At 74.4% G+C, this 6,410-nt stretch carries 8 protein-coding genes; 2 read left to right on the top strand and 6 right to left on the bottom strand.

Annotation, left to right across the window (positions count from 1 at the left end; genetic code table 11):
- On the top strand, nt 1-586 hold a 586-nt coding region (locus tag KVT14_RS08590; protein ID WP_217615264.1), incomplete at its 5' end, for an SDR family NAD(P)-dependent oxidoreductase.
- Between the two features lie 51 nt (nt 587-637).
- On the opposite strand, the gene dhaK is transcribed toward KVT14_RS08590, so the two are convergent.
- Genes dhaK through KVT14_RS08570 form a run of 4 tightly spaced genes read right to left on the bottom strand, consistent with a single transcriptional unit; the run spans nt 638 to nt 3,953 of the window.
- Nucleotides 638-1,633: a dihydroxyacetone kinase subunit DhaK gene (gene dhaK / locus KVT14_RS08585; RefSeq protein WP_217615263.1), complete on the bottom strand. Its 996-nt coding sequence runs from the start codon at nt 1,631-1,633 to the stop codon at nt 638-640.
- Nucleotides 1,634-1,669: 36 nt separating this feature from the next.
- Nucleotides 1,670-2,290, bottom strand: coding sequence for a dihydroxyacetone kinase subunit DhaL (gene dhaL, locus KVT14_RS08580; RefSeq protein ID WP_217615262.1), 621 nt, complete (start codon nt 2,288-2,290; stop codon nt 1,670-1,672).
- Entirely contained in the window at nt 2,287-3,078 is a 792-nt protein-coding gene (locus tag KVT14_RS08575) for an HAD-IA family hydrolase (RefSeq protein WP_217615261.1), read from the bottom strand. The genes dhaL and KVT14_RS08575 overlap by 4 nt, the downstream gene beginning before the upstream one ends.
- The gene (locus tag KVT14_RS08570; RefSeq protein WP_217615260.1) at nt 3,075-3,953 is read right to left on the bottom strand and encodes a class II fructose-bisphosphate aldolase; all 879 of its coding nucleotides are present in this window, start codon (nt 3,951-3,953) and stop codon (nt 3,075-3,077) included. Before KVT14_RS08570 ends, KVT14_RS08575 begins: the two co-directional genes overlap by 4 nt.
- A gap of 297 nt (nt 3,954-4,250) precedes the next feature.
- Here KVT14_RS08570 and KVT14_RS08565 point away from each other — a divergent pair, with 297 nt between their 5' ends.
- The gene (locus KVT14_RS08565; RefSeq protein WP_217615259.1) at nt 4,251-4,499 is read left to right on the top strand and encodes a hypothetical protein; all 249 of its coding nucleotides are present in this window, start codon (nt 4,251-4,253) and stop codon (nt 4,497-4,499) included.
- Nucleotides 4,500-4,540: 41 nt separating this feature from the next.
- On the opposite strand, the gene KVT14_RS08560 is transcribed toward KVT14_RS08565, so the two are convergent.
- Both KVT14_RS08560 and KVT14_RS08555 read right to left on the bottom strand, forming a co-directional pair.
- Complete coding sequence (locus tag KVT14_RS08560; RefSeq protein WP_217615258.1) at nt 4,541-5,719, bottom strand: sensor histidine kinase; 1,179 nt, start codon at nt 5,717-5,719, stop codon at nt 4,541-4,543.
- Nucleotides 5,716-6,378: a response regulator transcription factor gene (locus KVT14_RS08555; RefSeq protein ID WP_217615257.1), complete on the bottom strand. Its 663-nt coding sequence runs from the start codon at nt 6,376-6,378 to the stop codon at nt 5,716-5,718. The genes KVT14_RS08560 and KVT14_RS08555 overlap by 4 nt, the downstream gene beginning before the upstream one ends.
- Nucleotides 6,379-6,410 lie beyond the last annotated feature (32 nt).

Raw genomic sequence — 6,410 nt, 5'->3', positions numbered from 1 at the left:
CGTGGTCGTGAACAACGCGGGCTACGGGTTGTTCGGCGCGGTCGAGGAGATCACGCCGGAGCAGCTGCGCAACCAGCTCGAGGTCAACCTGTTCGGCGTGCTGCACGTGACGCAGGCGGTGCTGCCCGTCCTGCGCGAGCAGGGGAGCGGCAACATCGTGCAGATCTCGACGATCGGCGGTGTCGCGGCGTTCCCCAACCTCGGCGGCTACCACGCGTCGAAGTGGGCCCTGGAGGGCCTGACGGTGTCCCTGGCCCAGGAGGTCGCCGGGTTTGGCATCAAGGTCACCCTCGTGGAGCCGGGCGGGTTCGCCACCGACTGGGCCGGCAGCAGCTCCACGCACGCCACCCCGCTGCCCGCGTACGACCCGCTGCGCGACGCGATGGCCGCGCGGCAGGGCGGTGCGAGCATCGGCGACCCCGCGGCCGCCGGGCCCGCGCTGCTCCGCGTCGTCGACGCGGACGAGCCCCCGCTGCGCGTCCTGTTCGGCACCCAGCCGACCGAGATCGTCCCCGCCGTGTACCGCGCGCGCCTGGAGACCTGGGAGCAGTGGAAGGACGTCTCGATCGCGGCGAACGGCGACTGAGCCGGGCGCGACCGGGCCCGGGACCCGACCGGGTCCCGGGCCCGCGCCGCGTCAGAACACCCGCACCGCCACCTCGGCGGGCGCGGCGAGCAGCCCGCGGATCTCGTCGTCGAGCCGGACGAGCGTGAGGGACGCGCCGGCCATGTCGAGCGAGGTGCAGTACTCGCCGACGTAGGAGCGCCCGACGGTGATGCCCTGGGCTGCGAGCTTCTGGTGCGCGATCCCGTACAGCAGGTACAGCTCGCTGATCGGCGTGCCGCCCAGCCCGTTGATCATCAGCGCGACCTCGTCGCCCGAGGCGTACGGCAGGTCCGGGAGCACCGCGCCGAGCAGCTCGTCGACGATCCCGTCGGCCGGCACCAGCGGCGCCCGGCGGCGACCCGGCTCGCCGTGGATCCCGACGCCGACCTCCATCTCGTCGTCGCCCAGCTCGAACAGCGGCGACCCCTTGGCCGGCGGCGTGCACGGGGTGAGGGCGATGCCCATCGTGCGGGTGACGGAGTTGACCTTCTCGCCGATCCGGACGAGCTCGTCCAGGTCGGCCCCCGCCTCGGCGGCGGCGCCGACGGCCTTCATCACGAAGAAGTTGCCCGCGACGCCGCGGCGACCGACCGTCCACGTCGAGTCCTGGACCGCGACGTCGTCGTCGATGAACAGGGTGCGGACGGACAGGCCCTCGGCCTCGGCGAGCTCGGAGGCCATCTCGAACGCCATCTTGTCGCCGGTGTAGTTGTTCACCAGGAGGAGGACGCCCTTGTCGGACGCGAGCAGCTTGGCCGACTCGAGGACGTACTCCATCGGCGGGGCGGCGAACACGTCGCCGGGACACGCGCCGTCGAGCATCCCCTTCCCGACGACCATGACGTGCGCGGGCTCGTGGCCCGACCCGGAGCCCTGGATGATCGACACCTTGCCGTGCCGCGGGGCGTCGGCCCGCATGATCAGGTTGTACTCGGGCACGTACCGGAGCGTGTCCGGGTTCGCCAGCGCCAGGCCGGTGAGCATGTCGGGCACGAAGGTCTTCGGGTCGTTGACGAACTTCTTCATCGCGGTCGCCTTCCCTGTCGTCCGGTCCTCGGTCGCTCACCAGGTGGCGGCGACCCGCTCCGCCAGCACCGCGACGGCGACGGCACCGGGGTCGAGGGACCCGATGCTGCGCTCGCCGGTGTAGGACGCCCGGCCGCGCCGGGCCTGCATCGGTCGGGTCGCCTCGGCGGCGGCGCGCGCGGTCGCGGCGGCCGCCTTCGCGACCTCGGCCGGGGCGGCGCCGGCGGCGAGCTGCTGCTCGACGGTGTCCGTCAGCGGGACGAGCGCGTCGAGCAGCGTCTTCTCGCCGAGGTCGGCGCCGCCCCGCGCCTTGATCCCCTCGACGGCGGCGCGCAGCATCGCGACCACGTCGTCGCCGGTGACCTCCTGCTTGCCCTTGACGACGCCGGCGGCCCGCAGGAACGCCGTGCCCCAGATCGGGCCGGAGGTGCCGCCGATCCGGCCGCTCATCGTGACCGCGATCTTCTGGAGGAACGTCCCGGCGTCGGCCCGGTCGTAGTCGTCCCAGCCCGCCAGCACGTTCTCGAACCCCCGGGCGAGGGAGAAGCCGAAGTCCCCGTCGCCGACCACGGAGTCCAGCTCGCCGAAGTACTGCTCGTTCTCGACGCAGGTCTCGGCGACGGTGCGGACGACCTGCTCGACGCGCTGCTGGCTCACGGTGTCGCTCCTTGCTGGGGTCCGAGGAGGCGCTGCAGGTGCCCGAGCCCGACGGCGCCGTCGACCTCCAGGCCGCGGGGGTCGGCCAGCGTGGTCGCCGGGTCGTCCGGGGGGTCGCCGAGGGACGACACGACCAGCGCGGCCCCGGTGAAGTCCTCGTCCCGCGTGTAGCTGCTGACGGTGACGACGGTGGTGAGGCCGGCGGCGAGCGCGGCCCGCAGCCCGTTCGCGCTGTCCTCGACGACGACCACCTCGCGCGGGTCGAGCCCGGTCTCGCGCAGGGCCAGCAGGTAGATGTCCGGCGCGGGCTTCTTGTGCGGCACGACGTCGCCCGCGAACACGTCGAACCGCGCGGCGAGCTCAGGCCCGACCGCGTGCTCCAGCACCGCCCGGACCGACTCCTCGGCGGAGGTCGACGCGACGGCGAGCCGCCAGCCCGCCGCGTCGGCCTCGGCGACCAGCCGGGCGATCCCGGGGCGGCCGGGGAGCGCGCCTGAGCGGACCAGCGCGGTGTAGCGCTCGGTCTTCGCCCGGTGCCAGCGGGCGACCAGCTCCCGCTGCTCGTCCTCGTCGGTCGGCAGGCCGGCGCGGGCGACGAGCCCGGGTTCGAGCAGGGTCCGCAGCCGCTCCTTGCCGCCGCCGATCGCCAGCAGCCGGCCGTACTCCTCCTGCGACCAGCGGACGGGCAGGCCGAACTCCTCGAAGGTCGCGTTGAAGGCGGGGAGGTGTCCGTCCCGCTCCGTGTCGGCCAGCACGCCGTCGCAGTCCAGCAGCAGCCCCGGGCTCACCGCACGGCCCTCGCCACGCCGCGCGCGTGGCCGGCGGCGCCGAACTGCTCGACCAGCGGCACGATCGCGCCCTCGACCGCGGCGGCGACGTCGCGGAACATGCTCGGGGGATCCCACTTGTCGCGCTCGCGCGCGACGTCGAGGTGGGCCGCAGCCGCTCGCATGTAGGCGACCTTCACGGCGGTCGAGATGTTGATCTTCGAGACGCCCGCGGCGATGAACGCGGCGAAGTCGTCCGCCGAGAGCCCGGTGCCGCCGTGCAGGACGATCGGCCGGTCCGTCAGCGCGGCGAGCTCCCGCACCCGTTCGGGCAGGAGGACCGGCCGCGCCCGGTACTCGCCGTGCGCGGTGCCGAGCTGCGGCGCGAGGAGGTCGGCGCCGGTCCGGTCGGCGACCTCGGCGAGCTGCTCCACGGAGTAGGCGTGCAGGGCGACGTCGGACCCGACGCCGTCCTCGACGCCGACGATGTTCTCGATCTCCGATTCCACGTCCAGGCCGGCCGCGTGCGCCTGCGCCACGACCTCGGCCGTCTCCCGCTCGGCCGTCACGAGGTCCCGGTCCGACGCGTCGAACAGCACCGACGACCAGCCCGCGGCGACCACGTCGTCGATCACCGACCGGTCGGGGCAGTGGTCCAGGTGCAGGGCCACGGGGACGGTCAGGTCGCGGGTCGCGTACCGGAACATGCTGGTCAGCAGCTCGGTACCCGTCGAGCGGACCGTCTTCACGGACAGCTGGATGATGAGCGGGGCCTGGAGGTGGACCGCCGCGGCCACCACCGCCCGCAGGCTCAGGTCGTCGAGGACGTTCACCGCGGGCACCGCGTACCCGTGCTCGCGGCCGTGCCGGGCGAGCGCCGCCGTGGATGCGATCATCGTCGATCTCCTCGGGCCCGGACGCTGCGATTCGTCCGGTTTGTCCGGAGTCTAGGGCGCCGCCGCGCGCACGGGCCAGGGTGGGCCGCGAGGATCACCCGCGGGCGGGCCCGGACGGAGCCCGCCGCCGGCCAGCACCCGACCGACGCGCGGGGCGTCGGCGTCACGCCGTGCGCGAGCCGCCACCTCCTGCCACCATCGGGCGCGAGGACGTCACTGGGAGAGCGGGTCACGATGGGCCGGGAAGCTGCCACCGGTCAGTCGCGTCGAGCGCGGGACTCGCAGCGAGCCCGCCGGGTGCTGGACGTTTCGACCGTCCTGGTCCTGCTGGGGCTCGCCGCCAAGGTGCTGATCAGCGTCACGGTCGACGAGACGCTCGGCACCTGGGTCGGTTCCGCGCTCGCGTTCGCGGGGACCGTGGTGTTCTCCGTCTCGAGCTGGTCCGCCTGGCGCCGCGCCTCCGTCCCCGAGGAAGAGCCGCGCCGCGAGGAGCCGCCACACACGGACCAGGACCGGCACCGCGATCGGCCGCCGGGCCGGGACTGAGCGGGCGGGGGACCATTCGCCGTGGTCGGCAGGAGGTCACATCAGGACGGCGGAGCCCCCGGCGCCACGGTGAACGGCAGCCGGAAGCTCAGCCGGCCGCCGCCGTCCGGGTTCGTGCCGAGGGTGAGCGTGCCGCCCCGGTGCTCGAGCCGCTCGCGGTGTCGCGCGAGCCCGTGCAGGGGCGGGTCGGGGCGGGTCGGCCCGGTGCCGTCGTCGTCGACGACCGTCGCGAACACCCAGTGCTCCGGGTCCGCGGTCGGCTCCGCCTCGGCGCGCACCTGCACGGTGTGCGCCCGGCTGTGCTTGAGCGCGTTGGTGACGGCCTCCTCGACGGTGTAGATGACGACGAGCCGCTCGGCCATCGGCATGGGCGCGGCCCCGCGGTCGACGAGCCCGCGGTAGACGGGGCCGATCTCGATCGACGTGCTGACCTGCGCCGGGAGCCGGTGCAGCAGCAGCGCGATCGCCTCCTCCGTGCCGAGGTCCGCGCCGGAGGGGAACACGGCGTGGCTCAGGGAGCGCACGTCCTGCTCCCGGATCTCCTCCAGCGTCTCCGCCCAGGCACGGACCTCGGTGCCGCGGTCGCCGGCGCCGGCCGCGTCCAGGTCCTCCGCCAGCCGGTCGAGCCCGGCGGTCACGCTCACCAGGTGGTACTGCAGGGTGCCGTGCAGCTGGTCGAACACCATGCGTCGCACCCGGAGCTCCTCGTCCTGCAGCGCGTCGACGGCGCGGCGGGCCCGGTCCGCCTCCGCCGCGCGGCGCTGCTCCTCGCGCCGGGCGCGGTCGACGAGCGTCCCCGCGAAGACGGCCGCGAGGACGCCGACGAGACCGGACAGGAACCCCATCGCGCCCGTCGCGGTCACGTAGGCCACGCCGGTGGGCGTGCTGCCGAGCGACACCAGGGCCGCCATCCGCGGCACCGACGCGGCCGCGGACACCGCGGCGGTCACCCCGACACGGGCGGGCCACCCGCGGTCGAGCACGCCCAGCACGAGCGCCCCCGCCAGGACCGCGAACCCGAACGCGAGGTTGATGACGAGGATCAGCACCCCGTCGGCGACCACGGCGGCGAGGCTGCGCTCCCGGGCCAGCTCCGCCTGCAGCCCGCCCCACGCGGCCCACGCGCCCGCGGTGAGCGCCGCGTAGAGCGCGGTGTTGGTGATCCCGACGACGAGGGTGACGCGTCGCAGGTCACGGCTGCCCGCGGCCGCCGTGGTCACGCCCGCCACGTGCGCCCGGTCTGCTCGAGGAACGCCAGCACGGCGGCGACCCGCCGGTTGTGCCCGTCGCCGTCGATCCCGAGCCGCTGGTAGATCGACTTGAGGTGGCTCTCGACCGAGCGCTCGTTGATCCCGAGCCGCTCGCCGGCAGCCTGGTTCGACAGCCCCTCCGCGACGAGCCGCAGCACCCCGAACTGCGCGGGCGTGAGCTCGGAGACGGGCGACCCCGGCCGGGGCTGCGACCGCTGGACCAGGTAGGGGTCGAGCACGACCTGACCCTGCGCCGTGGCCACGACGGCGCGCACCAGGACGTCCCGGGAGAAGCTCGATCGCTTGGACAGGTAGCTCCACGGCCGGCTCGCCTGGTCCTGCACCGTGGTGAACAGGCCCATGACGTCCTCGCTGGACAGCAGCATGACCGCGAGCCGCGGGTCCGCCCGCTGCAGCGTGACGCCGAGGGCGACCCCGTTGCCGTCGGGGAGGTTGACGTCGAGCAGCGCGACGTCGCACGAGCCCGGGGTGAAGACGAGCCGCGCCTCGGTGACCCCCGGGACCGCGTGCACGACGCGGATCGACTCCTGCGCCGACAGGGTCTGCTCGAGCATGGAGCGCATCAGCGCCTCGTCCTCGACGATGCCGACGCGTGTGAGGGGCGTCACGTGCCGATCGTAGGGCGGCGGGCGACGCGCGG

It is taken from the genome of Cellulomonas sp. GbtcB1, assembly GCF_019091725.1.
Classification (GTDB): domain Bacteria; phylum Actinomycetota; class Actinomycetes; order Actinomycetales; family Cellulomonadaceae; genus Cellulomonas.
This window is presented reverse-complemented; position numbering and strand designations above follow the sequence as displayed.